The sequence below is a fragment of the Streptomyces sp. CB03234 genome, from assembly GCF_001905885.1.
GTDB lineage: Bacteria > Actinomycetota > Actinomycetes > Streptomycetales > Streptomycetaceae > Streptomyces.
Genome location: NZ_LIYH01000010.1, coordinates 1 through 25854, shown reverse-complemented (window position 1 = coordinate 25854; position 25854 = coordinate 1). Strand labels below are relative to the sequence as shown.

At 70.2% G+C, this 25854-nt stretch carries 21 protein-coding genes and 1 pseudogene; 10 read left to right on the top strand and 12 right to left on the bottom strand.

Annotated elements, in window-relative coordinates; all coding sequences use genetic code 11:
- Positions 1–102: 102 nt before the first annotated feature.
- The 3 genes from AMK26_RS34225 to AMK26_RS34215 all read right to left on the bottom strand — a co-directional run bounded on the left by AMK26_RS34225 (position 103) and on the right by AMK26_RS34215 (position 6202).
- Positions 103–2298, bottom strand: coding sequence for a S1 family peptidase (locus AMK26_RS34225; protein ID WP_079277981.1), 2196 nt, complete (start codon positions 2296–2298; stop codon positions 103–105).
- A gap of 17 nt (positions 2299–2315) precedes the next feature.
- Positions 2316–2828, bottom strand: a complete 513-nt coding sequence (locus AMK26_RS34220; protein WP_241838219.1) for a hypothetical protein — start codon at positions 2826–2828, stop codon at positions 2316–2318.
- A gap of 131 nt (positions 2829–2959) precedes the next feature.
- On the bottom strand, positions 2960–6202 hold the full coding sequence (locus AMK26_RS34215; RefSeq protein WP_079277994.1) for an ALF repeat-containing protein: 3243 nt from the start codon (positions 6200–6202) through the stop codon (positions 2960–2962).
- A gap of 630 nt (positions 6203–6832) precedes the next feature.
- On the opposite strand from AMK26_RS34215, the gene AMK26_RS34210 reads away from it, so the two are divergent.
- The 3 genes and pseudogenes from AMK26_RS34210 to AMK26_RS38255 all read left to right on the top strand — a co-directional run.
- Positions 6833–8497 carry a sensor histidine kinase gene (locus AMK26_RS34210; RefSeq protein WP_241838217.1) on the top strand — a complete coding sequence of 555 codons (1665 nt, stop codon included), beginning with the start codon at positions 6833–6835 and terminating at the stop codon, positions 8495–8497.
- Entirely contained in the window at positions 8488–9132 is a 645-nt protein-coding gene (locus AMK26_RS34205) for a response regulator transcription factor (RefSeq protein WP_338015612.1), read from the top strand. Before AMK26_RS34210 ends, AMK26_RS34205 begins: the two co-directional genes overlap by 10 nt.
- Before the next feature lie 223 nt (positions 9133–9355).
- Positions 9356–9705: pseudogene (locus AMK26_RS38255) on the top strand (LacI family transcriptional regulator); the annotation flags it as partial.
- A 40-nt stretch (positions 9706–9745) separates the two neighbouring features.
- Here AMK26_RS38255 and AMK26_RS34195 read toward each other — a convergent pair.
- A complete protein-coding gene (locus AMK26_RS34195; RefSeq protein ID WP_073759986.1) occupies positions 9746–10573 on the bottom strand; it encodes a GntR family transcriptional regulator in 828 nt (275 codons plus the stop codon).
- A gap of 192 nt (positions 10574–10765) precedes the next feature.
- Here AMK26_RS34195 and AMK26_RS34190 point away from each other — a divergent pair, with 192 nt between their 5' ends.
- Genes AMK26_RS34190 through AMK26_RS34170 form a run of 5 tightly spaced genes read left to right on the top strand, consistent with a single transcriptional unit; the run spans position 10766 to position 16850 of the window.
- Positions 10766–12022 carry an extracellular solute-binding protein gene (locus AMK26_RS34190; protein WP_073759984.1) on the top strand — a complete coding sequence of 419 codons (1257 nt, stop codon included), beginning with the start codon at positions 10766–10768 and terminating at the stop codon, positions 12020–12022.
- Between the two features lie 25 nt (positions 12023–12047).
- The gene (locus AMK26_RS34185) at positions 12048–13052 is read left to right on the top strand and encodes a carbohydrate ABC transporter permease (protein ID WP_079277979.1); all 1005 of its coding nucleotides are present in this window, start codon (positions 12048–12050) and stop codon (positions 13050–13052) included.
- A 26-nt stretch (positions 13053–13078) separates the two neighbouring features.
- Positions 13079–13900 (top strand): carbohydrate ABC transporter permease, encoded by an 822-nt coding sequence (locus AMK26_RS34180; RefSeq protein WP_073760260.1) that lies wholly within the window; start codon positions 13079–13081, stop codon positions 13898–13900.
- 8 nt (positions 13901–13908) lie between these two features.
- A complete protein-coding gene (locus AMK26_RS34175; RefSeq protein ID WP_073759983.1) occupies positions 13909–15423 on the top strand; it encodes a beta-N-acetylhexosaminidase in 1515 nt (504 codons plus the stop codon).
- Positions 15420–16850 carry a cellulose binding domain-containing protein gene (locus AMK26_RS34170; RefSeq protein WP_073759981.1) on the top strand — a complete coding sequence of 477 codons (1431 nt, stop codon included), beginning with the start codon at positions 15420–15422 and terminating at the stop codon, positions 16848–16850. The genes AMK26_RS34175 and AMK26_RS34170 overlap by 4 nt, the downstream gene beginning before the upstream one ends.
- A 167-nt stretch (positions 16851–17017) precedes the next feature.
- On the opposite strand, the gene AMK26_RS34165 is transcribed toward AMK26_RS34170, so the two are convergent.
- The 4 genes from AMK26_RS34165 to AMK26_RS34150 all read right to left on the bottom strand — a co-directional run bounded on the left by AMK26_RS34165 (position 17018) and on the right by AMK26_RS34150 (position 20946).
- The gene (locus AMK26_RS34165) at positions 17018–17737 is read right to left on the bottom strand and encodes a potassium channel family protein (protein WP_079277978.1); all 720 of its coding nucleotides are present in this window, start codon (positions 17735–17737) and stop codon (positions 17018–17020) included.
- Positions 17730–19103 carry a TrkH family potassium uptake protein gene (locus AMK26_RS34160; protein WP_073759979.1) on the bottom strand — a complete coding sequence of 458 codons (1374 nt, stop codon included), beginning with the start codon at positions 19101–19103 and terminating at the stop codon, positions 17730–17732. Before AMK26_RS34160 ends, AMK26_RS34165 begins: the two co-directional genes overlap by 8 nt.
- A gap of 157 nt (positions 19104–19260) precedes the next feature.
- Entirely contained in the window at positions 19261–19884 is a 624-nt protein-coding gene (locus AMK26_RS34155; protein WP_198944242.1) for an ABC transporter permease subunit, read from the bottom strand.
- 201 nt (positions 19885–20085) lie between these two features.
- Positions 20086–20946 carry an ABC transporter ATP-binding protein gene (locus AMK26_RS34150; RefSeq protein ID WP_073759976.1) on the bottom strand — a complete coding sequence of 287 codons (861 nt, stop codon included), beginning with the start codon at positions 20944–20946 and terminating at the stop codon, positions 20086–20088.
- On the opposite strand from AMK26_RS34150, the gene AMK26_RS34145 reads away from it, so the two are divergent.
- Positions 20938–21417 carry a GbsR/MarR family transcriptional regulator gene (locus AMK26_RS34145; RefSeq protein ID WP_073759974.1) on the top strand — a complete coding sequence of 160 codons (480 nt, stop codon included), beginning with the start codon at positions 20938–20940 and terminating at the stop codon, positions 21415–21417. The two genes, AMK26_RS34150 and AMK26_RS34145, sit on opposite strands and share 9 nt — an antisense overlap.
- A gap of 24 nt (positions 21418–21441) precedes the next feature.
- Here AMK26_RS34145 and AMK26_RS34140 read toward each other — a convergent pair whose 3' ends face one another.
- Positions 21442–22521: a DUF4190 domain-containing protein gene (locus AMK26_RS34140; RefSeq protein WP_274536143.1), complete on the bottom strand. Its 1080-nt coding sequence runs from the start codon at positions 22519–22521 to the stop codon at positions 21442–21444.
- A gap of 489 nt (positions 22522–23010) precedes the next feature.
- Between AMK26_RS34140 and AMK26_RS34135 the strand changes: the two genes are divergently transcribed.
- A complete protein-coding gene (locus AMK26_RS34135) occupies positions 23011–24072 on the top strand; it encodes a PucR family transcriptional regulator (protein WP_073759972.1) in 1062 nt (353 codons plus the stop codon).
- Between the two features lie 78 nt (positions 24073–24150).
- Here AMK26_RS34135 and AMK26_RS34130 read toward each other — a convergent pair whose 3' ends face one another.
- The 3 genes from AMK26_RS34130 to AMK26_RS35975 form a co-directional block, all read right to left on the bottom strand.
- Complete coding sequence (locus AMK26_RS34130) at positions 24151–24462, bottom strand: hypothetical protein (protein WP_073759970.1); 312 nt, start codon at positions 24460–24462, stop codon at positions 24151–24153.
- Between the two features lie 37 nt (positions 24463–24499).
- Positions 24500–24862: a ribosomal protein L7/L12 gene (locus AMK26_RS34125; RefSeq protein ID WP_073759968.1), complete on the bottom strand. Its 363-nt coding sequence runs from the start codon at positions 24860–24862 to the stop codon at positions 24500–24502.
- Between the two features lie 91 nt (positions 24863–24953).
- Positions 24954–25783, bottom strand: a protein-coding gene (locus tag AMK26_RS35975; protein WP_426525884.1) for an IS5 family transposase whose coding sequence is annotated in 2 segments (ribosomal slippage) — positions 24954–25462 and positions 25462–25783 — 831 coding nt in all. Because the reading frame shifts where the segments join, the coding sequence is not laid out codon by codon here.
- Between the last annotated feature and the right edge of the window lie 71 nt (positions 25784–25854).

Here is a 25854-nt window from a genome sequence, read left to right as displayed (position 1 = left end):
GGGTTTTCTCCGGGTCGTGAGGACGCGCCCGGTCGGCGCGGGGCGTGGCTGTGAGTGCCGTCGCCCCGCGCCGCCCGGGCGGACATGGTGGGGTGACGAGGGTCAGCGGATGGCGGATCCGAAGGCTTTGCCGCCCGCGGGGATGCCGCCCTTGCCCGGCTGGTGGGTGGTGACGGGGAGGTCGGTGCCGGTGGCGGAGTGGGAGGTGAGGTTCTGCCACGGCACGGCGTAGGCCGCGCCGCCGCCGGCGGCTGTGGGCAGGCCGACGTAGACACTGGTGGCGCTGACCGCGATGGACTGACCGATGCGGTGATTGGCGGTCGGGGTGCCGGGCAGTCCGTTGTATCCGGCGAAGACGACGTCGTTGTGGGGGCCGGGGGCGCCTACGAGGGTGATGGTGTGGACGGCGCCCGCGGCCGCGACGCTGCCTTGGGCCTCGCCGGGTGCTCCCACGACGAGTTGGAGGGTCTGCCAGGTGGGGGTGTTTTTGGGTGAGAGGTTGATGGCCTGGAGGGTTTCGCCGAAGCGGTCACCGGCCTCGATGCCGCCGACTACGTCTTCGGAGTCCTGTGTGATGACCCGGCGTTCCGTCCAGGCACCGCTCCTGGGGATGTTGAAGGTGACGATGCCGCCGGCGTTCTTGGCCACCGTGCCGTTCCCGGCGGTGAGGGACTCGCCCGGGACGCCTGCGGCGAGGATGGAGTTGCCGGAGGTGCCGTCCTCGACGAGTGCCACCGAGGCTCCCAGGACATCGCCGGCTTCGGAACCGCCGGAGACGTTGTCGAGGTTCTGGTTGATGTTGGCGCGCTCGAGGGGTTGGCCGGTGACCTGGGCGGGGTGGGCGAAGGCCCAGACGGCCCCGGCGTCGGCGATCGCGTCGATGTCCTCTCCGGGGGCGCCGATGGCGATGTTGTTGGCGTCGGCGGCCACCGAGGCCCCGACTCTGTCTCCTGCCTCGGGGCCGCCGCTCATGCCGGCGCCCTGGGCGATGGACACGCTGTTGGTACCGCGCAGGTAGAAGACGGTGCCTGCGTTCGCCTTCCCGCCGACGGTGTCGCCCGGGGATCCGATGACGATGTACGGGGAGCCGTCGCGGGTTCGCCCGGCGGCGAGGGAGGCGCCGAGAAGGTCTCCCTTCTCCTTCTTCGCCGCCTTGATGGCGCCGGTGCCGTCGCCCTGGACGTAGCTGTCGGCGGTCCGGCCCTTGCCGAGGCCGGCTGGTGCCCCGTAGATGACGGTGACCGTGCCGACGTCGGTCACTGTGGTGGTGGTGTCCTCGTAGGGGGTGCCCACCACGAGGTCGGTGTAGCCGTCCTGGTTGTTGTCGACGGTGGTGAGCGCGTGTCCGAAACGGTCGCCCGTCTCGGCAGCGCCGGGGACGAACGAGGCGCTCTGGTCGAGTTGGGCGGTGCCTTTGCCTCCGCCGTACACGACTCTGACCGCGCCGGCTTCGGCGACTGCGGCGACGGTGGCCTTGGGGTCGCCGATGGAGATGTCCTCGATGCCGTCACCGTTGAAGTCGACGACACCGACGCGACCGCGGCCGGCGGTGACGGTGGCGCCGATCCAGTCGGCGATGTCGTCGGTGCGGGCTCCGACGCCGGCGGTGGAGGTCTGCTCCGGGGCGATGCCGAAGCAGCCGCCCTGGTCGGAGCGGGACGCCACGGCGAGGATCTTCGCGGTGTCGCCGGAGGACTGGAAGAGCGGCGCGCCCGCGTCACCGGCGCAGATCGATGCTCCGGCGTTCCCGGTCACCGGCACGTTCACGCCGGTGGGTGCGGTGGCGGTGAAGGTGCCGTGATGGGCCTTCACCGGAGCCCATTCGTCGGTGGTCCGCCCGTAACCGGTCAGTGTCAGCTGCTGTCCGGCGTCGGCGGGGGCCGTCGCGACCTGCGCCGGCGGGATGTCGGAGACCGGGAAGGACAGGCGGGCCAGGACCAGGTCACGGTCCTCACGGGGGACGAGGTGGACCACCGTGCGCTCGACGCCCGCGGTGGTGGTCAGGTCGGTGCGGCCGATGACGGCTTTGGTCGCCTGCCGGGGGGCGCCGGCGGTGACCTTGTCGGTGCCGGCCGGGTCGTCGAGGAAGCACGAGGCGGCGGTCAGCAGCCACTCGGGGTCGATGAGGGCTCCCGTGCAGGCCCGTGCTCCGTCCGCGATGTCGAGGCGGGCCGTGAAGGACCAGGTGCTGTCGGACTGGGCCGGGCCCGTCACGGCATGTGCCGGCAGAGCGGGTATGAGGGCCAGGGCGGCGGTCAGCAGTGCCGCTCCGCCGGCACGGCGGAAGGGAGTGCGCATGGGATGGGTCTCTCCGGTCATCGGCTGGTACGGATGTCGAGAAGGGCGAAGTCACGGCCGGCGGGGTCGGCGGATTCCCCAACCGGGGTCCAGGAGTCCTTGGGCACGTCGATGTCCTGCCGTGTGCTGTCGGCTGCGGTGAGGGTCACGTCGGCGGTGTGACCGGCGGCGCCCTTGATGGCGTAGACGGCGGGAATCTCGAGGGTGAGCCGGCCGGTGGTGCCGGTGGCACGGAAGCAGATCTTGCTCTTGCCTCGGGCCCAGATCTCCAGCAGCCCGGTGCCGGAGGCGCAGTCGGCGAGCACGATGTGCCCGTCGCCGCGCTTGAGGACGATTCCCAGTTCCTGTCGGATCCTGTCCGCGCCGGGATAGTCGAAGGTTTCCACCACGTGGCCGGGCTGTCCGTCGGCCACCGGAGCCGTGGCCGGTGGGGCGTCGGTGGTGGGCGTCCGGGCGGTCAGGGCGAGCAGGGTCGCGCAGCAGACTGCCACGAGCGCGAGGGTGGCGGCGATACGCCGCAGGAGCGTCATGAACACAGATCCCTTGAGTCGGAATGGGTACGGGGCCGCGGAGGGGCGCCTCCAAGGAGGTGCGGGCAGGTGGGGGCGGGAGGAGGTACCGATCGTCCCGCCCCCACCACCTCCCTCGAGGAGAAGCGGCGTCAGGCAGCGAGGTCGTAGAGGTCCTTGACTCGTTTCCCGGCGCCGCGAGTGACGGTGGACAGGACGTAGGACCCCACGGCCCGGCCGAACTTCCGGCTGGTGAAGCCGTGCTTGAGGCCCGTCAGGGCTGCCTCGGCTCCGCCGGTGACGATGGAGATGCCGCCGGCGACACCGGCGACCACGCCCGCGACGGGGGCAGCGGGTGGGAAGGCCACGGCGACGACCGCCGCCCCGGTGGCGATGACGCCGGTGGCCGTGGACACCCAGCCGGCGACCTTCGCCCAGGTGGCAGGCTTCTGCCACCAGTGCTCCTTCTTCTTGACCTGATCATGGTCCGGGCTGTCGGCCGGGTTGTGGTTGTTCGCCCGATTGCGGGCGGCTTCCAGTGCGGCTTGCCGGGCCTGCTCCCGCAGTTCGTCCTTGCGTGTCTCGACGGCGATCCGTCGCGCGTCGGCCGCGGCGGCCGCCGCCTCCTTGGCGCTCCGGCCCGCGTCCAGCGCCGACTTGCGGGCCCGACTGGCCGACACTCGTGCCTGATCGGCGGAGGCCTGGGCGTTCTCGGCCGCGTCCAAGGCCCGGTTGGCGGCGTAATTCGCCGCTCGGGAGGCCGCCCGCGCCACGGTCGCGGCTGATCTGGCCTTCTCTGCCGATGCCCGGGCTTCGGCGGCCGCCTTGTCCGCGACATCGGCATGGTTGCGGGCCTCGGTCGCCAGATTCGCGGCATTCGCCGCGGACGCCTTCGCGGCCGATGCCCAGCGTTCGGCCTCAGCGGCCGCGTTACGGGCCACGGCGGCGGTCCGCGATGCGTAGGCCGCGTCCCGCTGGGCCTCCTGGGCGATCCGGGCGGCGCCCGCGATGGCCCCGCGCATGCCGGCCACATGCGCGGCCGTGTCGAGGTCGAGCTGGGCGGCGAAATGACGGACCCGCTCGACGAACTGCCGCCGCATCCACGCGGGGCCCTCCATCGCGATCTCACCGAGAGCCTTCGTGTAGGCGCCCCCTGTCTGGATGGTCGCCATGATGGCGACCCGGTCGTCCTCCTTGAGGGCCTGCGGATAGATCTCGTCGAGGAACTTCTGCAGCGCTTCCGGGGTTCCGTCGTTCAACGCCTTCTGGGCCTCCCGCAAGACCGCCGCCCCGGGATTTCCATGAATGATCTTCAGGATGGCCCGCCTGTTGTCCTCCTGCGAGGCGCGGATCCGGCCGGAGGTGTTGAAGTCGCCCACCGCCGTGGCGGTGTCACTGGCCAGGGCCGCCACCGCCGCCTCGGCGACCGCCGGGCCTGCGATCTGTGCGATGTAGAGAGCGGTCTCCCGGTCGTCCTGGTGCTGGGCGATCGAACGATCCAGGTCTATCCACGCGAAGACGTCGTCATCGGTACCCGCCAAGGCGAACTGGGCGGCCTCCCGGGTGAAGGTCCCCGCGGCTTCCAGCAACCCCAGGGCCGCCTTGCGGCCGGCTGACGCGGCGAGGTCCATCGCGCCGTCCTCGAGGGCCTTCTCCGCCTGCGCGACGAGATCGAGAATCTCCTTGTTGATCTGCTGGACCTGGGCGATGCGGCCGGCGTGGGCGGTCCATCCCTCGTCCTCGATCCGTGCCAGTTCACGAGCCTCGGCGATGCCTTCCTGCCGCTCGATCTCCAGTCGTGCCGCCTCCGCCTCCCGCGCCTTGGCCTCCACGGCCGTGGCTTCCTGGACGGCTTTGGTGGCGGTGTTGGCGGCCTTGACCGCCTCGGCGGCGTGCGCGGTGGACTTGTTCGCGAAGTCCCGGGCCTGGCCGGCGTACTTCACGGCTTCCTCCGCCGCGGCCGCCGAGCGCTCGGCGTGTTCGGCAGCCGAGTTCGCCGCGTCCCTCGACGCCCGTGCGGCGGTCGCGGACACCGCGGCGAGCGTGTTCGCTCTCGCTGCGGCATTCGTGGCCTGAGTGGCTGCCCCGGCTGCGATGTCCGCCTGCCGGCGCGCCTCGATCGCCTGCTGTCGGGCCTCGCCGGAGGCGGCACCGGCCGTCTCGGCGGCGGACGCAGCCGCGGAGGCGGCGCCGGCGGCACCCCGGGCGGCCGCCGCCGCCCTGCCGCCGGCGGCGTTGGCCCGGTCGGCCTCCTTGGCCACCCGGTCCGCGCCCAGGGCCGCGGCCCGGGCCTTGGCCGCCGCGTTTCTGGCCGCCACGGCGGCGTTCTTGGCCGCCCCCGCCACTGTGGCGTTCTTCGACGCCTCGATCGCCGCGTTATAGGCCCTGGACGCCGCCGAGGCAGCCACCGACGCCGCGTGCTGCGCCGCGGTCGCCGCCTGCGAGGCGTGCCGAGCGGCCTCCGTCGCCACCCTCGATGCCCGGATCGCGGTGTTCGCCGCCCCGGCGGCGCCCCTGGCCGCCGACAGTGCCCGCCGGGCCGCCGCGGCGGACTTCCGCACGTCCTGCTGTGCTTCCTTGGCCTCAACGGCGGCTTTCTCGGCCGCGTCCTTGGCCTTGCCCGCCGCCTCGACGGCCCGCTCGGACGCGTCAGCCGCCAGATCGGTCTGGGCCTGGGCCCGTCGGCCCGCGCGCTCCACCACCGCGACCAGTTCCTCGATCCGGGACGCCTCCTGGTCCCGGGCCCGGGCGATGTGCTGGCCGATGTCGAGGAACCACTCCACGTCGCCGTCGCCGCCGTTCAGGGCCCGCTCAGCGTATGTGCGGACCTCGGGACCGGCAGTGGTCATGCTGGTGGCGACCTCGACCCGCAGGTCCTCGGCACGGGCCGTGTGCTGGTCCCGCGCCAGGAACAGCTCCAGCGCGTCGGTGGTGCCGTCCTGGAGCGCCGCGTTCGCGGCCCGTGTCAAGGCGGTGCCGCCCTCGTGGAGGACCTCGGCGGTCGCCACCCGCAGGTCCTCGTTGACCCCGGAGGCGTATCCGGCGTCGATGAAGGCGGCGATGGCCGCGTCACCGGCGTTGAGGGCGGCTACGGCGTCGCGCTGCATTCCCTTGCCGCCGCCGGCCAAGACGGCCATGATCGCGACCCGATTGTCCTCGGCTTCCACGCTCGGCAGCGTCTCGGAGAGGAAAAGCGAGATGTCGGTGTCGCTGCCGGTCAGGGCGTATCCGGCCGCCGCCTTGGTCGCCTTCCCGCCCAGCATCCACGCTTGCACCACTCGGCCGCGCGGGGTGTCCGGCAGGTCGAACTCGTCGCTGCCACCGTCGTCGACGGCACGTGCGACCGGCGTCCACCCGAGAGGTAAGGAAGCCGCGGCCGCCGCGGCGGCCAGCATCCCCATCACTCGACGCCGACTCCAGAACGTTTCTTGCATCAATCCCCCTCGTCATCACGGACACGTGCAACCGCGTCCATCGATCCGGTATTCACCGGTTCTCGTCAACCGACTGAGATGACAGCGGCCGCCCCCTTCACGGGGTATATCCCCTCATTGACCAGTAGGTGTCCAATGGATATGAACGCCCCAATGACGTGACGATTTGATTCGACTTGATTCGGCTTGTTTTTAAGCGGCCGACAACATGACAAATCAGTGGAATCATCCGTCAGCTGACGCGAGAGGCCGAGGAGTCCCCAGCCCTGAGCCCATCGGATCCGCTGCGTCCCTCGGCGTCGCAAACACAAGGTATGGACCAGCACGGGAGCGCAGCATCAGGGCAGACCCTGAATTCGTCGCGCCGTACAGAAGGGCCCTGCAGCCGCCTTTCCGCCGCCTGGCCGGAAAGGCGCAGTCCGCAGTGACCGCACTCCTATGGTCACCACCGTGAAGAGGAGTCGCGGGGAAACGGACTTCCGCTGGGCACCGTGGTGTTGGGCAACGGCCGCACTCGTCGCAGGCATTTCCGGAGCCTGGGCGTACCGCCGCGCCGGTGCGACAGGGGCGGACATCGCGCGCGATCTGTCGGTGGGATGGTCCTACGCGGGCGCCGGGCTGGTCGCATGGTGGCGGCGACCCGCCAACCGCACCGGGCGCATCATGCTGGCCGAAGGGCTCACCTGGTTCCTCGGCAACCTGCAAGGCACCGGCATCCCCTTGCTGTTCACCCTCGGCGTGTGGGGCGAGGCGCTGAACCTGGCCGTCCTCGCGCACCTTCTGCTCGCCTTCCCCGAAGGACGGCTCGCCACGGCTCTGGACCGCGCCGTGGTGGCGAGCGGCTACGCACTGGTGGCCTTCGGTGGGCTGGCCCGGGTCGCGCTCTACGACCCGTCACTCCACAAGGACGCCACCTACCTCTCCTGCCGGGACTGCCGACCGGACCTCAATCTCCTGCTCACCCAGGCGGAGCCGGGCTGGTTCGACGCGGTGGATCTCGGCTACCGGTGGGCAGGGGCGCTGCTGACCATCCTGTGCCTCGGTGCGCTGGTCCGTCGCTGGCGGATCAGCTCTCCGGCGCGGCGCCATGTACTGATGCCCGCCTGGGTCGCGGTCGCCATCGCCGCGGCCTTCGTCGGCTGGGAGGTCGTCCACCTCCTCGCCCCCGAGGCCTTGGACACCGCCGACGCGGTGCTGGCCTGGCCGTCGGACGCGAGCCAGATCCTGGTGCCGATCGCCTTCCTGACCAGCTTGCTGCGCATGCGACTGCGCCGGGCCTACATCGGCAATCTCGTGATCGAGGTCGGCGCGGACCCGACACCCCAGCGGCTGCAGGACACTCTGGCACGACTGCTCGGAGACCCCTCCCTGCGTCTCGGCCTGCTGTCTCCGGACGTCGAGCAGAGCACTGGCCGGGGGCCGGCATACGTCGATCCGTCCGGGCAGGCACTCACGCTGCCACGTCCGGGAAGCGGGACGAGCACTACTGTCGTCGACGAGTCCGCCGGAACACCCAAGGTGGTGCTGGTGCATGACGCCTCCTTGGAGGAGGACGAGAAACTGCTGCTCGCCGTCAGCAGCTCCGTACGTCTGTGTCTGAGGTCCACGGCACGGGAACCCACGGGCATCGGCCGTCGGCTCCTGCAGGCCGCGGACGAGGAGCGCAGGCGACTGGAGCGCGACCTCCACGACGGTGCCCAGACACGGCTGGTCTTCGCCCTGATGACACTGCGCAGGCTTGATGCCGGCCTGTCCCGCGGTGGCGAACGAACCCCCGACCCGGCCCTGCGCCGCACGGTGGCGGAGGCCGACCAGGCGGTGCGGCAAGCACTGCAAGAGCTGCGCGACCTCGCCCGCGGCATCCACCCCGCCGTCCTCACCCGCGACGGTCTCGCGGCGGCGGTCAGAGCGCTCGCCCAGCAGGCACACATTCCGGTGCTCGTCATGGTGGACCCAGGACGGTATTCGCCGCTGACGGAGTCCACGGCCTACTTTGTCATCTGCGAGGCGCTGGCCAACGCGGTGAAGTACTCCCAGGCCGACGCAGTCAGCGTGTCCGTACGACGCGAAACGGACGAGACGGCGGACCGCCTGGTGATCGAGGTCGTCGACGACGGTGTCGGCGGCGCCGACGCGGCCGGCGGAACCGGCCTGCGCGGCCTGGCCGACCGCGTCGCGGCTACCGGCGGCACCTTGCGGGTAACCAGTCCGCCCGGTAGCGGTACGCGGCTACGAGCGGAGCTGCCGTGCGCGTGATCGTGGCAGAGGATTCCGTTCTCCTGCGTGAAGGGATCGTACGGCTGCTGCAGGAGGCCGGCCTGGAGGTCGTCGCCCAGGTCGGCAACGCCGACAACCTCCTCGACCTGGTGTCCGCACTACGTCCGAACGCCGCCGTCATCGACATCCGGATGCCCCCGACCCACACCGACGAGGGCATCCGAGCAGCCGCCGCCATACGCTCCCGCCACCCCGAGACCGGTGTGCTGCTCCTCTCCCAGTACGTCGAGACCGGCAACGCCATGCGGCTCCTGTCCCGCGACACCGCCGGCTTCGGCTACCTCCTCAAAGACCGCATAGCCGACCCCGACGAGCTGGCCGACGCGCTCACACGCATCGCCAACGGCGAGTCCTGCGTCGACCCGGAAGTCGTCCGCCGCCTCCTCGAACGACGTCGCCCGATCAACGCCCTGGAGACGCTCACCCGGCGAGAGCACCACGTACTTGCGCTCATGGCGGAAGGACGCTCCAACGAATCGATCACCCGGCGCCTGGGGGTGGGCGGCAAGACCGTCGAGACGCACGTACGCAACGTCTTCACCAAGCTGGGCTTGGAACCCGACCTAGAGGGGCACCGTCGTGTCCTGGCCGTGCTCGCCTATCTGGAGGGGTGACTCCCGCCGCCAGACGTGGGTCGTTGTGCTGGTACACCTCGGGATGCTGGCGGCCGGCCAAGTCGTACCACCCTCAGATGTCATGGTGTACCGACCACTCGGCCGCCATGGTCGATGGGCCGCGGCTCGGTTCGGGGTTGTCCGCCGACGTCGATCCACGTCCCGGTGCCGATGAGCCGCCAATGATGACCACCAGCGCCGCCGCGCCGACCGCGGGCGGTTCGGCGCCGTCGGCCGGCCCGTCTCCAGCACAGGGGACGCCTTCGCCGCCCGGGTTTTCGCCGACCCGTTCTTCGGGCGCGTGGTGAGCCGCGTCGTGGGGTACCTCCGAGCCCGCGCGATGCCCCCGGTGCTGCTGTTCGCCGCATCGGGGGCGGCCAGGAAGGCAGGTGGTCGGCTATGTGCGTCAGGGCAGCGCGGACGGCGTGCTGGTGGTGTCGATCCTGGCCGACGACCCCCCTGCCGGAGATGCTCCTCTCCGCTCGGACACCCACTGTGCTGTTCGCCCGTCCAGGCCGGACGGCACCGACCAGTTACGTCGACCTGGACCACTCTGCCGGGGGAGGGCTGGCGGGCGCTGAGGCGCCCACCTGGAGGAAGCGTCCCGGCCCGGTCAGCGCGCGTCTCCGGTCGTCGACGACGTGATGATGTCCCCGTGCGCGAAGTCGCCCGGCGGAATGCCCGGGTGGTGGCTCTCGGGACGTGCGTGCGGGGCGGTGACGCCCAGGGCGAGCCGGGAGACGATGCGGTAGCGGTCCCCCCGGTAGACCGAGTGGACGTACTCGACCGGGTGGCCGGCGGTGTCGGTGGTCAGGCGCTCGATCAGCAGGGCGGGTGAGAGAACCGGAACGTCGAGCACGCCGGCTTCGGCCTCGTTGACGACGGTCGGCTCGATGGACTGCACCGCCTGGTCGACGTGGACCTGGTGGTGCTCGCGCAGGTGGTCGTACAGGTCTCCGGCCTCCAGCTCCTGCGGGCTGAGGGAGGGGACCAGGTCGGCGGGGATGTGAAGGTGTTCTATGGCGATCGGCGTTCCATCGACCAGCCGGAGCCGGGCGATGTAGACCACCCCGGCAGCCGGGGAGATACGCAGCTTGCGGCCGATGCGGGCGCCCGCACGGATGGTGTCCAGTCTCAGCAGCCTGCTGGACCAGGTGCCCCCGGCCCGGGGCACGGCGAAGGCGGCGTCGTCGGAGACCAGTTCCTGGGTGATCTTGGCGGGAGCGACGAACATGCCGCGGCCGTGTTCGCGTACGAGCTGCCCGGTGGCGACGAGTTCGTCGACCGCGGCTCGCAGGGTGGGCCGGGAGACGCCCAGTTCGGCGCTGAGCGTGCGTTCCGAGGGGATGGCGTCGCCGGGACTGCGTACCTCGATCAGGCCGAGGAGGAACTCCCGGACCCGCTCCCGCTTGAGTACGGCACCTGAGGAGTTGCTCTCCATGACTCCGACCTCTCTGCCTCGCCGCCCACAACTGGTCTGGTGGTAAACAGCAGTTTAGGTGCTCACCCCTTCCCCGCCTACCGAAAAAGCCGTATTTCCCAGGGGGTTGACGCCCACATTGGTCTATGCCACCTTCAAGCCACATCGTTGCCCAGTTGACCAACTGGTCAACTCTCCCTCGAGGTGAATCCAGTGAAGATCCGCTTCATCCCCACTGCCGCGGCACTCGCGGCCGCTTGTGCGCTCACCGCCTGCAGTACCACCTCGTCCGGCTCCGACCGGGCGGCCGGCCCCGACACACTGACCGTCTGGATCATGAAGGACAGCGTCACCGACGCGTACCTCCAGCGATTCGAGCAGGACTTCGAGCGGCAGCACAAGGACACCGTCCTGGACATCCAGATACAGGAATGGGACGGAATCGGCGAGAAGATCACCGCCGCGCTCGCGAGCAAGGACGCCCCCGACGTGATCGAGGTGGGCAACACCCAGGTCGCGCAGTACGCGCAGAGCGGCGGCGTCCTCGACCTGAGTGACAAGGTCGGGGAACTGCGGGGCGGTGACTGGCTCCCCGGCCTCGCCGAGCCGGGGAAGATCGACGGCAAGCAGTACGGCGTCCCCTGGTACGCGGCCAACCGCGTCGTGATCTACAACAAGGACCTCTTCACGAAGGCCGGGATCACCTCCCCGCCCAGGACCCGTGACGAGTGGCTGCGGATCACCGGAAAGCTGAACCGGGGCAAGACGCAGGGCATCTATCTGCCCGGTCAGAACTGGTACACCCTCGCCGGCTTCATCTGGGAGGAGGGGGGAGAACTCGCCGAGAAGAACGGTGACCAGTGGAAGGGCTCGCTCGACAGCCCGGAAGCCCTCCGGGGCATGGATTTCTACCAGCGGCTCCAGGCGCTGGGCAAGGGACCCAAGGATTCCGACGAGGCCAAGCCGCCGCAGACGGACGTATTCGCCAAGGGGGACGTCGCCCAGATCATCGCCGTTCCCGGCGGTGCCAAGATCGTGGAACAGGCCAACCCGGCCCTCGCGGGCAAGCTCGGCTTCTTCCCGATCCCCGGCCGCACGGCGGGCAGACCGGGAGCCACCTTCACCGGCGGTTCGGATCTGATCATTCCCGCCGCCTCCGCGCACCCCGACGCGGCATACCAAGTGGTCAAGTCGCTCGCCGACGAGAAGTGGCAGAGGGATCTGGCCAAGACCATGAGCTACGTACCGAACCGGACGTCGCTGGCCGACGCCCTGGAGGACGACGAGGGCACCGCCGCCATGGCCGCGGCGGCCGCGCAAGGGCGCGCGACACCCAACTCCCCGCAGTGGGCCGCCGTCGAGGCCACCAACCCGATCAAGGAGTACATGACCGCGGTGTTGACCGGAAGCGACCCGCGCAAGGCCGCGAAGGACGCCTCCGACGCCATCAGCAAGACGCTCAACTCATGAGCGGGGCCCGGTCGGGGAAGAGAGCATGACGCGCCCCGCCACCCGCACCGGCACGGCATCCGGCCCGGCCGCAACAGCGGCGGCTCCCCCCTCCGCGCCCGCCCCGGCACCGGTTTCCGCGTCAGATGGACGCCGACGCGCCGTTCCAGGCGTCCTGTGGCCCTACCTGCTCATCGCACCCACGGTCGTCGGCATCGCCTTCCTGCTCGCCTACCCCCTCGCCCGCAATCTGCTGATCTCGCTCCAGCACTACGGGATGGCCGAACTGATCCGGGGAGGCGCGGGCTTCGCCGGTCTGGAGAACTACCGGGAGATCCTGAGCGACGGTGAATTCTGGCAGGTCGCCCGGCGCACGCTGTGGTGGACCGGGATCAACGTCGTACTCATCATGGTGATCGGCACGGTCGTCGCACTGATGCTCCAGCGGCTGGGCAAGCGGATGCGGACCCTGGTCCTGAGCGGACTGGTGCTCGCCTGGGCCAGCCCCGTCATCGCCACGACCACCGTCTTCCAGTGGCTCTTCTCCTCCCGCCTGGGAGTGGTCAACTGGCTGCTGGTCCGGCTGGGGTTCGACTCCTTCCAGGACTACTCCTGGCTGGCGCACGGGCCGGCGGCCTTCACCGTCCTGGTGCTGCTCGTCGTATGGCAGTCCGTGCCGTTCGTCGCCATCACCCTGCACTCCGCACTGACCACGGTTCCCACGGAGCTCTTCGAATCGGCCCGGATCGACGGCGCCGGGGGCTGGCGCGTCTTCCGCTCGATCACCCTGCCTCTCCTCCGGCCGATCTTCGGACTCCTCCTGAGCCTCGAAGTCATCTGGGTCTTCCGGTGCTTCGCCCAGATCTGGGCCGTCACCGGGGGCGGGCCCGGCGGAGCGACCACCACCCTGCCGGTCTACTCCTACCAGGTGGCCCGGTCACTGCACCGCTACGACCTCGGGGCCGCCGCGGCGACCCTCACCGTACTCGTCCTGATCGCCGTGCTGATCCTCTACTTCCGTCAGATGTTCCGGCAGGAGGCCGAGCTGTGAGCCCCGTCCCCGCATCCACCTCCGGCATGCTGCGGCGGCTGCCCCTGAACGCGGGCGCGCTGGTCGTCTTCGTGCTCTGCGTCTTCCCCGTGTACTGGATGGTCCTCACCGCTTTCAAGCCCACACCGGACATCCAGGCCGAGACGCCCGTCTTCCTGCCCACCTCGCTGACGCTGGAGCACTTCTCCGCAGCGGTGAACGCCGACGGGTTCTGGTCGTTCTGGCGCAACAGCCTCATCGTCACGGCCGGCTGTGTGCTGCTGGCCCTCGTGGTCGCCCTCGGCTCGGCCTTCGCGGTGGCGCGGTTGCGCTGGAAGGGCCGCCGCGGCTTCGTCCTGATGGTGTTCATCGCGCAGGTCGCGCCCTGGGAGGCGCTTCTCATCCCCATGTACGTCATCGCACGCGACACCGACATGCTCGACCGGCTCGCCACCCTCACCCTCGTCTACTTCATGATCACCCTGCCGTTCACCATCGTCACCCTGCGAAGCTTCCTCACTGCCATACCCAAGGAACTGGAGGAAGCCGCCCAGGTGGACGGCTGCACCCGCGCGGCCGCGTTCCGCAGGGTCACATTCCCCCTCCTCGCGCCCGGTCTGCTCGCCACCTCGCTCTTCGGGTTCATCACCGCCTGGAACGAGTTCGCCTTCGCCAACATGCTGATCATCAAGAACCAGGACGACCGCACCCTCCCGGTCTGGCTCTCCTCGTTCTCGAACGTCTTCGGCACCGACTGGGGCGCCACCATGGCCGCCTCCACACTCTTCGCGCTGCCCGTCCTCATCGTCTTCCTGGTGCTCCAGCGCCGGGTCACCACCGGCTTGGCCGGCGGCGCGGTCAAGGGATAGGAGGCACCGTGTTCCCACCGACCACAGACCCCGGGCTCGTCCCCGCCCCCTCCGAACTCAGCAGGTCCGCCGGGGTTTTCACCCTCGACGACACCACGGCGATCCGCGTCACCCCAGGGGCCGGGCCCGCCGCCGCTCTGCTGCGTACGCTGCTGGCCCCCGCGACCGGTCTGCCACTGCCCCTCGCCCCGGACGGCCGGATCGTCATCGTCCTCGACCCCGGCCTCACCGGCCTCGGCGCGGAAGGCTACGGCCTGACCGTCAGCGACGAAGCCGTGCTGCTGCGCGCCGCGGGCGCCGCCGGGCTGCGTCACGGTGTCCAGACCATCCGGCAGCTCCTGCCCGTCGCCGCCCTCGGGCCGGAACCGGTACGCGGGGTGCGGTGGTCCATCCCCGGTGTCCGGATCACGGACGTGCCCCGGTACGCCTGGCGCGGCGCGATGCTCGACGTGGCCCGCCACTTCCAGCCCGTCTCCTTCCTGCGGCGCTTCACCGACCTGCTCGCCCTGCACAAACTCAACGTGCTGCACCTGCACCTGACGGACGACCAGGGCTGGCGGATGCCCGTCGCGGCGTACCCCAGGCTCACGGAGGTCGCAGGGGTGCCGCACGGCGGCGCGTACAGCCGAGAGGAGTTGCGCGATCTGGTGGCGTACGCCGCCGAGCGGGGCGTCACCGTCGTACCGGAGATCGAGATGCCGGGCCACGCGCGTGCCGCCCTGGCGGCCTACCCGCACCTCGGCAACTTCCCCGAGCGGCGACTGGACGTGTGGAAGAGCTGGGGGGTGTGCGACACCGTCCTCGGCGTCACCGACGAGGTCCTCGTCTTCTGCCGCGACGTACTGGACGAGGTCATGGACCTCTTCCCCTCGCCCTACATCCACGTCGGTGGCGACGAGTGCCCGACCACCGAATGGCACCGCTCCCCCACCGCCCTGCGGCGCGTGGCCCAGGAAGGGCTGGACGGCCCCGACGCACTCCACGGGTGGTTCATGGAGCGTATCGGGAACTTCCTGACCGGGCGCGGGAGGCGGCCGCTTGGATGGACCGAGACCGGTCGCGACCTGCCCGAGTCCTTCGCCGTCCTGGCGTGGCGCGACGAGGAACACGGGCTGGCGGCGGCCTGCCGCGGCCAGCCCGTGATCATGGCGCCGCACCGCTCCACATACCTCGACTACCCGCAGTCCGCCCACCCCGACGAACCGCCCGGCCAGGCGGGCGACGCAGTCGACCTGCCGGCCGTGTACGCCACCGAACCCGCCCCCGCCCACTGGGAGGCGGCAGCCGCCGCTCGGGTGCTGGGCACCCAGGCGCAGCTGTGGACCGAGTACGTCACCACCGCGGCGCACGCCGAGTACCTCGCCTTCCCCCGGCTGTGCGCACTGGCCGACACCGCCTGGTCCGGCGGCCGCGACTGGCCCGGATTCCAGGCCCGGCTGCACCACCACCGAACCCGGCTCGACGCTCTCGGAGTGCCGAGCCGCCCCTCCGCGATCCTTCGTCCTGAGAGGACCACCAGGTGACCAGCACAAGCACGAGCAAGAGAGCGCGCACCACACGGATACGCGCGGCCCTGGCCGCCGCCCTCGTGGCCGGCCTCGGCTGCGCCACCCTGTCGGCGGCGCCCGCTGCCGCCGCCGGCGAGTCACTGACAGTCCAGTACCGGCAGAGCTCCGCCGGCAGCGACCAGGCCGAGCCCTGGTTCAAGGCCGTCAACACCGGCAGCGCCCCGGTCTCCCTGAGCCAGGTCAAGATCCGGTACTACTTCAAGGCCGACGCCGGCGCCTCGTACACCTTCGCCTGTTCCTGGGCGGTCAAGGGCTGCGCCAACATCACCGGCACCTTCGGCACCCTGGCCCGGCCGACCGCCACCGCCGACCGCTACCTGGAGATCGGTTTCACGGCCGGCGCCGGCACTCTCGCGCCCGGCGCGGACACCGGTGACATGCAGCTGCGCTTCCACCGCTCCAACTGGCAGCCGCTGAACCAGAACGACGACTACTCCTTCGGGCCCGCCCAGACGGCGTACGGCAACTGGTCCAAGGTCACCGCCAGTGTCGGCGGTACGCCGGTGTGGGGCACGGCGCCCGAGGGCAACGACCCGGGGCCCGGTCCGGACCCGACCGATCCGCCGACCGGGGGCGCCACGCTCTTCGACGACTTCAACTACACCTCGCACACCGATCCGGCGATCGGCGCGCACGGCTGGAGCGTGCGGTCCAACGCGGGCGGGCCAGGGGTGCTGGGCGCGACCTGGGCGGCGCAGAACGTCACCTTCGCCAAGGAGGGGACCAACTCGATCATGAACCTGGAGACCTCGACAGCCGGCACGCCCGAGTCAACGAAGCACACCGAAGTCCTCACCAAGGCGACGAAGTTCAAGAACGGGACCTACGCGTCCCGGGTGCGCTTCTCCGACGCGCCGAAGTCGGGCCCTGACGGCGACCGCGTCGTGCAGACGTTCTTCACCATCAACGACCTCAAGGCCCCGATGGCGGACGACTACGCCGAGTACGACTTCGAGTACCTGCCCAACGGCGGCTGGGGCGAGCCCGCCAACATCCTCTACGCCACGTCGTGGGAGACCTACCGGCCCGACCCCTGGGAGGCCGTCAACCAGCACTCGGAGTCACGCACCAGCTACGCCGGCTGGCACGACCTCGTCGTCACCATCGACAACAGCAACATCACCTACTACGTCGACGGGCAGGAGTTCGGCCGTCATGACGCCCGCTACCTGCCCGAACGGCCGATGTCCATCAACTTCAACCAATGGCTCATCGGCCTGGCGGGCCAGACCAGCACCACTCCCCGCGCCTACGACCAGAAAGTCGACTACGTGCTGCACGTCAAGGACCAGGTACTGACTCCGGCCCAGGTCGCCACGAAGATCGCCGCCTACCGGGCGGCAGGCACGACCTTCGAGGACACGGTGCCCGCAAGTCAGTGACGGCCGGCGGCGGGCGGACGCCACCGGTGCGCCCGCCCGCCCTGCCCCGACGGTCCCTGTCGTTCAGCCGCCGACGGCGCTCGGGCGGGTCAGTAGCCCGCGCCGGTTGTCGGTGCGCTGGTCTGACGGGTCCACGTGGACTGACGCCCGGCGGAACGACCCAGCTGTCAGCTGAGTTCGGCGAAAGCCTCCACGGCACGGGTCTTGCCGGTGACGATGAGGACGTCGTCCCTCTCGACCACCGTTTCGGCGGTGGCGTAGGTGAAGTCCTGGCCCGACCGCTTGATGCCGACGACGGTCACGCCGTACCTGCTGCGCACCTTGCTCTCCCCGAGCGGCACGCCGGTGGCGATGGCCGGTGCCACCGTCTTGACCAGGGCGTAGTCATCGTCGAACTCAATGAAGTCGAGCATCCGCCCGGTCACCAGGTGGGCCACTCGCTCACCCATTTCGTGCTCGGGCAGGACGACATGGTGGGCGCCGAGACGTTCGAGGATCTGGCCGTGCTGGCGGCTGATCGCCTTGGCCCAGATGTTGGGCACGCCCGCTTCGAGCAGGTTGGAGGTGACGAGGATGCTCGCCTCGATATCGGTGCCGATACCGACGACCGCACTCGTGAACTCGTGCACGCCGAGCTGCTGCAGCACCTCCGGATCGGTGCAGTCGGCGACGGCGGAATGGGTGAGGGCGTCGCTGTGCCTCTGGACGAGCCTTGTGTCGGTGTCGATGCCCAGGACGTCCCAGCCGCGCCGGGTCAGCTCGTGGGCCAGCGAGCTGCCGAACCGGCCCAGGCCGATCACGGCGACCCGCTGGTCGCTCGCCTCGGGGGGCTGCTCGGCAAGCCGCGTGCGGCGGCGACGGCGCAGTGCGTTCAGATAGTCACCCAATGACAGGTCGCTCCTCGGGTAGCTGGTAGCGGCGGGTACGTTCACGCAGGGCGAGCGCCGAGACCAAGGTGACCGGCCCAAGTCGGCCGACGAACATCAGCAGGATGAGAACCAGCTGCCCGGACACCGGCACGTCCGCCGTGATCCCGGTCGACAGCCCGACGGTCGCGAAGGCGGACACCGCCTCGAACAGCACGGCCTCGAACGGCGCTTTGACGATTGTCAGCAGCACCAACGTGGCCGCCATCACCAGTCCCACGCCGAGCAGCGCCACGGTCAGGGCCTGGCGCAGGACGTGCGGTTCCAGGCGTCGGCCCAGTATGGCGGAGTTGGGTTCGCCCCGTACCTCGGCAACGATCGCGGCGGCGAGGACGGCGAAGGTCGTGACCTTGATGCCGCCGGCGGTGCCGGCGCTGCCACCGCCGATGAACATCAGCACGCAGGTCGTCAGCAGCGTCGAGGCTTCCATCGCACCGATGTCGAGGGAATTGAAGCCGGCGGTACGGCTCATCGCGGAGTGGAAGAAGCCGTTCATCAGCTTGTGGCCCCAGCCGAAGGGGCCCAGCGTGCCCGGGTTGCCCCACTCCAGCAGACATGTCAGCACCATGCCGGTCACGAGCAGGACCGCCGTGGTGATCAGCGTCAGCTTGGTGTGCAGTGACCAGCTCCGACGGCCGGTGGTACGCCGCCGCCGGCGATGACGCAGCAGCTCCAGCAGCACCGGGAAGCCGATGCCTCCGAGGATGACGGCCGCCGCGATGGGGAGCGTCACCCACGGGTCCTGGGCGTATCGGGTGAGGCTGTCGGCGTGCAGTCCGAAGCCGGCGTTGTTGAACGCCGACACCGCGTGGAAGAAGCCCAGATACACCGCTTGGCCGATGGATTCTCCGTACCCGTAGCGGAAGCGCAGCGCGAGGAGGGCACCGACGGCGAGTTCAACGGCGAGGGTGGTGCCGGCGACTCCCAGCAGTACCCGGCGTACGTCTCCGATGCCCAGGCTCTTGGTCTCGGCCGCGGCGGTCAGCTGCATCCGCAGCCGGAGTTTCCCCGAGACCAGCAGGCCGAGGAGCGAGGCCATCGTCATGATGCCGAAGCCGCCGACCTGGATCAGCGCGAGGATGACGCCCTCGCCGAAGCCGCTCCAGTACGTACCGGTGTCGACCACCGCGAGGCCGGTGACGCAGACGGCCGAGGTCGAGGTGAACAACGAGGTCACGACGTCCGTCGCGCCACTCTCCTCGGAGGACACGGGCAAGGACAGCAGGCCGGTTCCGATGAGGATCACGGTGGCGAAGGCCATCACGACCGTACGGGCCGGGTGAGCGGTGAACACCGACTTCCACACCCGTGTCGCGCGTCCTGCCACCGCGGTCGGCCTTCCCTGTCCCTGTCTTACGTGCTGTGTCATCCGCCGCCGTTGGCCGCGTCAACCGCCCAGAGGTCGTCACCCTACCTGGGAGAAGTGCATTTCGACGTGATCCTTGTCGGGGCCGTCCCACGGTCCTCGTAAGGAACGTGCGTGGTCAGCCGAGGTCCCGACGGTTGAAGCGAAGGATGCTCGCGCTGACGATGACGGCGGCACCGGCGGCGAGAACCGTCGCGTCGGCCCACTGGAAGCCGTTCTTCAGCGGTTCGCCGCCGATGTAGTAGTGGAAGGGGGACAGGTACGCGATCCAGTCGGCGCCGAGCTGCGCGGCGAACGTGTTGGCGGTGTACGCCAGGACACCGATGGCCGCGCCGGTCGCCAGGACGACGGCACGGCGGCCTCCGGCGGCGCCGATGCCGAGGGCGAGTGCCCCGAAGGTGATGGCGAGCAGGGCCAGGTTCAGGCATTGGGCGAGGAATTCGGTGGGCGTGATGCTGGTGAGCTGGGCACTGTCGCGGATGGCGAGCAGGGCCGGCCAGACGAGGAGAAAGACCACCGCTGCTCCGGCGGCCAGGGCCGCGAAGCGCTGCCACGCGAGCCGGGCGCGGGTGAGGGGATGGGCCAGGAGCAGGTCCAGCTGTCCGGACTCCTCCTCGGTCGCGATGGCGCGGGAGCCGACCACGACCCCGTAGACCGTGGCGAGCAGCGGAAGGATCACGCCGAAGACGCCGGCGTGCAGATAGCCGGCGGCGGTGGCGTCGATGTGCAGGGCTTCGCGCATCGCCTCGGGGAGGCTTGCCGTGTTCCCGCTGCGAGGGGTAGGTGCTGGCGTACGTCATGCCGACGGCTGCTGTCCCCAGCGCCCATCCGGCGAGGCTGCGACGGCTGTCGGCCAGGGACTTGGTGAAGACGGCGGTGTTCATGGTGGCGGCCTTTCTCACGCGGCTCGGACGGGCGCGGTACGCGGGGCGGCTTCGGCGCCCTAGTAGTAGGAGTGGAAGAGCTCTTCGAGGGCGGGCTCGGTGGCGCGCAAGCCGGTGACGGTGTAGCCGGCCAGGGCTTTGATCAGAGCGTCCGGGCTGCCGGTGACCTGGCCGCTCAGGGTTGTTCCCGCGGTGTCGAGGCATAGCCGGTCGGCGCCGGGCAGGCCCGCGAAAGCGGTCCGGGGCACCGGTGCGGAGAAGGTGACCTCGATGTTCCGTACGGCTCCGGCGCGCAGGTCGGCCACGGTGTCGAGAGCGACGAGACGGCCGTCGCGGATGATGCCGACCCGGTCGGCCACCGCCTCGACCTCGCTCATGATGTGGCTGGACATGAAGACCGTCCGGCCGTCGGCGGCCGCCTCGGCGACCAGGTCGAGGAACGTCTGCTGGACCAGCGGATCAAGCCCCGACGTGGGTTCGTCCAGCACCAGCAGCTCGGGCCGGTGCATGAACGCCTGCACCAGGCCGACTTTCTGACGATTGCCCTTGGACAGCTTCTTGATCCATGCGTTCTGATCCAGTCCGAGCCGGTCGGCGAGGTCATCGACGCGTTGTTGCGGGACGCCGCCACGCAGCGCGGCGAGGAACCGCAGGTAGCTGCGTACCTTCTGGCGGCCGTCGCAGACGAAGTCTCCGGCCAGGTAGCCGATCCTGCCGCGCAGCGCGAGGCCATCGGCGCGGGGCTCCAAACCGAGGACGGTGGCGGTTCCGCTGGTGGGGCGGATCAGGTCGAGAAGCAGGCGGATGGTGGTGGACTTGCCCGCGCCGTTGGGGCCGAGGAAGCCGAAGACCTCGCCGGCCCGGACGTCCAGGGTCAGGCCGGTCAGACCGCGGCGGGAGCCGTAGGAGTCATGGACCATACGGACGGACAGCTGCGCGAGGCCGCCGAGAAACTGGCGCTCACCCTGGCCCAGGGTGGGATGCGGAAGACCACCGCCCGCGTGATGACCGCCCTCCTCTTCAGCCAGGACGACACCATGACTGCGGCCGATCTCTGCGAGGTGCTCCAGATCAGCTCCGGCGCGGTCTCCGGCGCGGTCAAGCAGCTCGTCCCGACCGGCATGATCGAGCGCGTCCCCGCCCCCGGCAGCCGCCGCGATCACTACCGGTTCCGGGAGCACGCGTGGGCCACCTTGATGAGCAATCAGAACGCCCTGCTCGCCACCATGGGTGACGCCGCGGCCGAGGGCATCAAGGCGGCGGGGAGGGACAGCACGGCCGGTCGCCGACTCGACGAGATGCAGAACTTCTACGCCTTCATGCAGCGCGAAATGACCGCGCTCATCGACAAGTGGCGCAAGCAGTACGACGCCGCGCGCCTGCCGTCCTGACGACGGCTCGCCGGGCCAGCGCCATCAGGTACTGGGCTGCGGCGGCAGTGCGGTCGGCGTGGGGAGATCCAGCAGAGCGCGGATCCGCCGGGTGTGCGCGTTTCCGGAGTGGTTGTCCACCGAGCGGAGATGTCCGAGGAAGGACGTCGCGTCCGGGGCCTTGGCCGCCTGCAGCCAGAACGGAACCCCCGCTTTCAATTCCGCCACCAGCCGCGCCTTCGCCTGCTCCGCTCCGCCGGGCAGCTCGACGCCCTCCAGGTGCCGTACCGTCTCGGCCTGCGCCTCGGCCATGCGCGCGGCCCATGCTCTGGCGTCGGCGAGGTCGTCCCGGGGACTCTTGGCCGGGCGGAGCACACCTTCGCTGTTCAGCGGCTTCAACGCCATGAGGTAGTCCGCCTGGGCAGCGTCCAGGCCGGCAGCGTCCAGCCGTACCGAGGAGTCGAGCAGGGCGTTCCCCGGGCGGGCCACCCAGCACAGGACGCGGCGCTGCCCGGCGGCCCAACCCCGCTCGTCCGGGTGGAAGAAGTACGTCTGCAAAGGACCGAATGCGATGGGGTCGGCCGTGTAATCGAGGAAGAACTTCGCGCACTGCGGCCGGGCGATCGCCACGACCTCGTCCCGGCCAGGGGCCCGGTCCTGCTCAGGCAGCCGGAAGGTGGCGTAAGCCTCTGCTCGGTGCGGTGCGTCGCACGGCAGGAGCCGCACGTCCGTGCCGGGTGTCGGTGGTCCGTCCCGTCCTGGGAGGCCGGACCGCGGGGTGAAGCAGTCGCCCGACCCGATGGAGTGGAACGTGGTCCAGCCGGGCTTCACGACCTCGCCGTCCGCGCCTCGGGCGGGAGGCGCCCACACCCTGACGTCGACCACCGCGGCGGCGATGCCCAGAAGCAGCAGCACCGCCCCGGAGACGGCGACACCGGCCACCGCGAGCCCTTTGCCCCGCTGCGCCCTCCGGGATATCTGTACAAGCGCGACGATCCCGAAGACCACGCCCAGCGGAGCAAGGCACAGCAAGGACGTCACCAACGCAGCGACCGCGAAGGCGTTCAGGGTCGCTGGAGCAGGTACGGGATGCTGGTGCGGGTACGGCGAGTGAGGTACGGACACAGCACTACCTTCGGTCGGTGGTCGAGAGAACTGGCCGCGGCTGTTGCACGGGGCGGCGGTTGCCGGCAGACCACCTGGACGGGGTGTCGGCGTCGACTTCCAGGAGCAGTAGCCAAACCGCCGCTCCGGCTTCGCTTCCACGCCGCGCGCGGCGGTCGCCCGGCCGATGTTGTCGTCACCGCGTCGCCGAAGACCTCGCGCGGACGTACGCAGCTGCGGTCTCCGACCGGCGGGGCGGTGTCTGTTCGTCGGTCCGGTGCCGCGCGCGGGCGGGCGTGAGCAGGTGGTCTCCATGCTGGTGGTGAGCTTTGTGGGTCCTTGGCCTCGGCGGGTGCATGGTGGCAGTGCGGCACGCGCGTTCGCATTGCCGCCCACCGGCAATCTCTGGAGCTCCTGGATGCCGGTGGCAGCCCTTCCGACCCGGCATGCCACCCTTGACGTCCACGCGTCAGAAAGGCGTCATCGGCGCGTCAAGAACGGGGAGGGGTCATGGCGGAACAGGACACAGTCGAGGAGTATCTGGCGGGGTATGCCCAGATACTTGCCGCTTCCTGCGCCACGGGCAGGCGGCTTGCCCGCGACGAGCTGGAGGCGCTGCGGGCTCAAGGGGAGCGCGCCGCAGAGGCCGGCATCGGATTGCGCCTTCTGGTGCGTGCGCACCTCGCCGCCGCCCAGGACGTGCGCGCGCAGCTGCGCGGAGCGGCCGCCGACCACCTGCTGCCGGCCGTGGAGCAGGCCGTGGACGCCTTCGCGGAAGGCCACGAGCGGGCGCAGCGGCTCGCGGTACGGCGGCAGGAGGCGGCCCGGCGGGAGTTCATCGACGACCTGCTCCACGGGCGCAGCGACCTCGGCCGCCTTGCCGAACAGGCCGAGCGCTTCGGTTTGTTGCTGTCCCACGCTTACGCGGTGGCCGTGGCTCAGGGCCCAGAGCCGTACGACGACGGCTACGCGGTCACCCGGAGCGTCGAGGTGTCCCTCATGACCCGCTTCGGCGACCGCCGGATCCTTCTGACCACGAAGAACGGCCGGCTGATCTGCATCGCGCCGGGTGACCAGTCCGACGTGCTGACCTTCTTCGCCAAGCAGGCGTACGCCGCCACCGACGGCGGCCGGGTCGCCATCGGCCGCCCCCATCCGAGCGTCGGCGGCGTCGTCCAGTCCTACGAGGAGGCGCTCAACGCCCTGGACCTCGCTACCCGCATGCACCTGGAGGAGCCCGTGCTGCACGCGGCTGACCTTCTGGTGTACCCCGTCCTCACACGTGATCGGCAGGCCATGGCCGATCTCGTGCGCAGCGTCCTGGGTCCGCTCCAGCAGGCCCGCGGCGGCGCGCAGCCGCTGATCGACACGCTCACCGCGTATTTCGACACCGGCTGCGTGGCTGCCGAGGCGGCCCGGCGGCTCTCCCTGAGTGTGCGGGCGACGACGTACCGGCTGGAGCGCATTCACAAGCTGACCGGCGCCGACCCCGGCGACCCCGTCCACCGCTACACGCTCCAGACCGCCGTCATCGGTGCCCGGCTGCTGGACTGGCCGAACCAGAATCTTTGACAGTGGGGGACAGCGGGGGCAGACCGCATGCCACGGCACGGGAGGCCGCGTACGTCCCCCGGTCCGCGCCCGTCCTCCTCAGAGCGTGCCGCCCTGCCGATCACGGCCCGTGCGATGGCTCGCCATCATCACCATGATGCCGGTCAGCAGGAGCACGTTGCCAAAGAGAGTCCCCAACTGACGAATGCCGGAGTGCCTGAGCACCAGCAACGGGACCACCTGCAAGCACAAGGCGAGGGCAAGTATCAGCTGGCCCGTCCCGTAGAGACGAGGGCGGCGGACCTGCCGTCGGTTCGTGGGGAGCACCCAGCCACGGGAAACCGCCGCCACGCCGGAAGCTGCAAGGAGCAACGCCAGGAGAACAACAGGTACAGCGAGGTGGAGCTGCATGGGTTCCTTCCTTGCACGCCCGGCCCGAGCCGGACGCCTAGAGCGTGTCTCTCAGATCTGGCTCTGAGTCCGTCAGCAGTGGCCGCACCCAGTCCGTTGCCGGTGGGCAACTCGCCCGACAGGTCTCGGGAGGCCACGGCCCACTACACGGGGCCGGGTCAACCGGGCTGGCCACTCGCGTGATGGTGCGGTCGCACCAGTCGCAGAGCACTGTTGCGTGGGCACCTGCGGCCTCAAGGACACCGGCCGCGTTCTGGGCGGCTTCGAGCCAGTCGGGTTCTGTGATCGCTACGGGCGCACTGTCCAGCAGGAGCTTGCTGTCCCAGAGGCTGAGGCCGGTGATCGTTCGGATCGCGCGGAGCGCCTCCGTCTTCCTGTCTCCTGGTCCCGTTAGCAGCACTCGGAATCCTGGCTCTTCCACACACCCTCCCCGACAGTCTCAGTTGTCCAGCAAGTGAAGCATCCCCGCAGCTGAATGCCATGGGGACGGGCTATCGCCGGGCCCAGACAAGGATGGCGGCGAGGTGGAGTGCGGCCTGGTAGGCGATGGCGAGCTTGTCCGTTCGCATGGCCAGGCCGCGCCATTGCTTGAACCGGTTGATGCATCGCTCGACCGCGTTGCGTTGCTTGTATGCCTCGGCATCGAAGGCGGGCGGGCGCCCGCCGGTGCGGCCTCGCCTCAGACGGTGGCCGACCTGGTCGGATGGCTGAGGAATGACAGCCCGGATCCCGCGGCGGCGGAGGTGCTTTCGGATCGCGCGGGATGAGTACGCGCGGTCAGCTAGCACGGCCTCCGGCCGAGTCCTCGGTCTCCCGGGACCGGTGCGCGGAACGCGGATACCCGCCATGACGGTCTCGAAAGCCGGGGCATCACCCGCCTGGCCTCCGGTGACGCGGAGAGCCAGAGGCCGTGCACTGCTGTCACTGGCGAGGTGGACCTTCGTGCTCAGGCCGCCGCGGGACCGTCCGAGCGCATGGTCGGCAGGTTCGGCCCGGCTCGACGCCCCCTTTTCCTGGCGCCAGCGGCGTGCTGGTGGGCACGGCAGACGGTGGAGTCCACCGATACGGTCCAGCCGATGTCGTCAGCGTCGTCGGCCGCTGCCAGCAGCGCGGCCAGGATCCGTTCCCAGGTGCCGTCGACGGCCCACCTGATCAGTCGCTTGTGGGCGGTCTGAAACGGTCCCAGCTCGTCCGGCAGGTCCCGCCAGGGCGAGCAGGTGCGGTACTTCCACGCGATGGCCTCAAGGGTGCGGCGGTGGTCGGCCCATCGCCGGCCGCGGACCGGATCGGCCGGCATCAGCGGCTCGATCCGGTCCCACATCGCGTCAGTGATCACTAAGCGGACAGACACATCCGATCAACTGACTACCGGGTCAAAGAGACACGCTCTAG